A 3,294-nucleotide genomic window follows, 5' to 3' on the forward strand; every position below is an offset into this window, starting at 1 on the left:
CTAGCGGATAGATCATCACAATCATAAGAAGGATCATAACCGTGTAATTCAATGTGTCAAAAATTCTGGAGGGTACGGACTGCTTGATTTTCAATAGGATTCCTCCTTTACCACAGGCTGGTCTCTGAGTGTTTTCTAGCTATGCGATTTGCGCCAATGACGAGAATGAGACCGATAACGGACTGAAATAATCCGACCGCTGTCGCGAAGCTGAAATCCGCATCCAAGATCCCGCGCCGGTAGACGAACGTGTTAATCACATCCGAGGTTTCGTAGTTCATGGAGTTGTACAACAGCAAGATTTTCTGAAAGCCTGTTTCCATGAAATGACCCAGTGTCAGAACGAACAGAATAATCATTACGGGTACCATGCCAATGAAGGTAATATGGCGCATTTGGTGATAACGGTTCGCTCCATCCATTTTTGCCGCTTCATACAGTGTTGGATCGATCCCGGCGATCGCCGCCAAGTAAAGAATCGTTCCCCACCCGATTTTCTGCCATATTTCCGAGGAGACATAGATGGCTCTGAACCATTCAGGCAGCCCAAGAAACAGAATTGGTTCCATCCCGAATACCTTTACCAGTAAGAAATTAATGATGCCCGTTTGCGGCGACAGAAATGTGACAAGAATTCCGGCGATTACGACCGTTGATAAAAAGTGCGGCATATAGCTGATGCTTTGTGCGATGCGTTTAAACATTTTATTCTTAAGCTCATGAAACAAAATAGCCAGAACGATCGGTGCTGGAAAATGAAACAGAAGAACATAGACATTTAACATGACCGTATTGCGAATCAGCTTCCAGGAATCCGGATTGACATAAAAAAATTCAATAAAATGTTTGAAACCTACAAATTTGCTATCCATAATTCCTCTGCCGATCGAATAGTCCTGAAAGGCAATGATGACCCCGTACATAGGCACATATTTGAAAATGATGTAGTATAAAATCCCCGGCAGCATTAACAAATATAGCGCTCTATGTTTCTTCAATACGTACCACATCCCATTTCGCTGCAGCATACTGCCTCCCCCCTCCTCCTTTCGGAAGTTGATGGCCTTACTATACAGAGAGCGGGGCTTTACCGTAAAGCACGCATAATTACCCCGTGTCTCTTTTTTTGCAAGCCCGATTTCATGCGGCTTCTAAGGGGTTAAACGGCTCTGGAAGAAAAAATAGAGACTTCGGAAAAAATGAAGTCTCTATCCTTTAATGATGCATCGTACGATATTTCGCCGGCGTGATGCCTTCATATTTGCGAAAAGTTCGAATGAACGAATTACGGCCCCAGTAGCCAACTTTCTCCGCGATGTCATCGATTTTCATATCTGTCTCCAGCAGAAATTGCTTCGCTTTCATAAGTCTGTATTTGGCAATGTACTCCACATACTTCTCGCCCACGGCTTCTTTGAACGTTCGGCTGAAATGCCCGTTCGACATGTTGAGCAGCCCTGCAAAATATTCAATCGAAAGCTCCTCATTATAATGCTCATGAATATAATCCAGTATCTCCGAAAACTGCTGCGTGCGTTGATCGGGTTCTTCCGTTCGGAATAAAACACGATGAATGTCCAAGAAAGATTGCTCCAATTCGTCCCACGTCATGCAGCTATGTAGTCGATCATACAAGCTAGAAAAAAAAGGCACATTAAAATCATTGTGCTCGGTTTCTACAGCTCGAATCCATGTATTCAAAACGTCCGTACATAAATATTTAACCTGCATGGCAGTCGCATTTTTGAGCTTCCCATCCTCTAGCTTCTCGCGCACTGACTCCAACAACGAGTCCGCGATTTTGCAGGACGGATAGTGCTTGCTCATAAGATTCATGCAGCTCTTCTGCGGCGTTCACGGTTTTCCCGATGCCGATCGTTGCCTTGAAATATTGGCTGTACGATTCCAGCACCAATTTCGTAATGTCCGCAGCTTCTTCTGCACCAAGATGCAGGAACGTATCATGAGTGACAACGCATGCTAAGACATCCGGTTTCGTTTGACATAGCCAGACCATGGAAGGGGTGGATTTGCGTATCAATTCTTTGATCTCCACGAACATGAATGACTTCGTCGTCTCCGAGAGCCGGTCATACACCTCCGAGTTGTAGTGAAACGCAATGCACAGCACCGTGCGCATCGCCTGCTTATCATAGGTGAAATTAATTTCCTTCGCATAATAAGCGATTGACAGCTCGTCTTGATATTCCCCCTGCAAAATTTTGGTGATAAAAAGCTCCTGCATCAAGGGGAACATACCGGTCATTCGCTGTGACAGTTCTTTATTCTCATCTGTTATTTCTTGAATCGGCCGATACAATCGTCGGCTTAAGTAATACGACACAACGCTGCCCACCACGAGAAAAAAGACTAGAAACCCCCAACTAATCAACCTAGTCATATAGGCTGGTTTCATTAAAGTACGAAGATCTGCGATCGTAACATAATACCAAGCTTCGTTGAACCGGGATTTCACCAGAGACATGGCGATTTCATCCGTAACAAGGAATTGAGATTCAATCACCTTCGAACGCGTATGCTCCAGCACCGCATTTACTTCTTTATCCGTCAAGCCGTGCTGATTCAGAATTTCACCCTGACTAGTCGCAATCGCCGTACCTGTGACCCATTTCTCAGGGATTGAAATTTGTTCTTTCAGCTTATCTTGATCAAAATGCACGACCAAATAAACCTCAGGATTTTCCGTATTAAACGGATAACTCATAATTGCTGACATGCCGAGCGTGCTCGAGTCCATGATTTCCATCATTTTTTTGCCTGTAAAATGGGAGAGATATTCGGTCTGCTGCTGCTCATCGAGCGGATAAGTCATTTTAAAGTAATACGATTTATCGGTATAAATATCGACATCCGCAACCAGATCATGATTCGGAAAATACAGAAACACCTTCGATACCAATTTATCCGCCTGAAGCTTCATTAACTGTTCTCTGAGAGCATAAAACTGATCCGAACGCTGCTGATTTTCGCGCGAATCATCAATGACCCTGAGAAGACTTATTACATTCGATGAGCTGAGCATGTTGATCATATTGGTTTTGAGTGAATCCAAGGCTGTATCGGTTTGCTTGGAGAAATGGCTAATAACGACATCATTCAGCTTCTCAGCATCCTTCTCAATCGTGCGGACTGCAAGCACATGAGCGAGAATACTAGCCACAATTACGGGAATCAAAATAACAATGAAATAGTTGGTGAAAAGCCGCCAAAAAAGGGCTAATCGGAACTTATGCACCTTAGAAATGGCCATCTCGATCGCCCTCTCCCCTGTTC

At 44.0% G+C, this 3,294-nt stretch carries 3 protein-coding genes; all 3 read right to left on the reverse strand.

What is annotated here, in order from left to right:
- Window positions 1-107: 107 nt before the first annotated feature.
- A complete protein-coding gene (locus tag AC1DUA_RS36160) occupies window positions 108-1,028 on the reverse strand; it encodes an ABC transporter permease (protein WP_477504323.1) in 921 nt (306 codons plus the stop codon).
- A 187-nt stretch (window positions 1,029-1,215) separates the two neighbouring features.
- A complete protein-coding gene (locus AC1DUA_RS36165; protein ID WP_477504324.1) occupies window positions 1,216-1,776 on the reverse strand; it encodes a helix-turn-helix transcriptional regulator in 561 nt (186 codons plus the stop codon).
- Window positions 1,721-3,294: CdaR family protein (locus AC1DUA_RS36170; protein ID WP_477504325.1), on the reverse strand; the 1,574-nt coding region annotated here is incomplete at its 5' end. The genes AC1DUA_RS36170 and AC1DUA_RS36165, both read right to left, overlap by 56 nt.

The organism is Paenibacillus sp. 01T422 (genome assembly GCF_056398785.1).

Coding starts and splice junctions, on each gene's coding strand:
- AC1DUA_RS36160 (WP_477504323.1), bottom strand. CDS start 1,028: ATGCTGCAGCGAAATGGGATGTGGTACGTATTGAAGAAACATAGAGCG.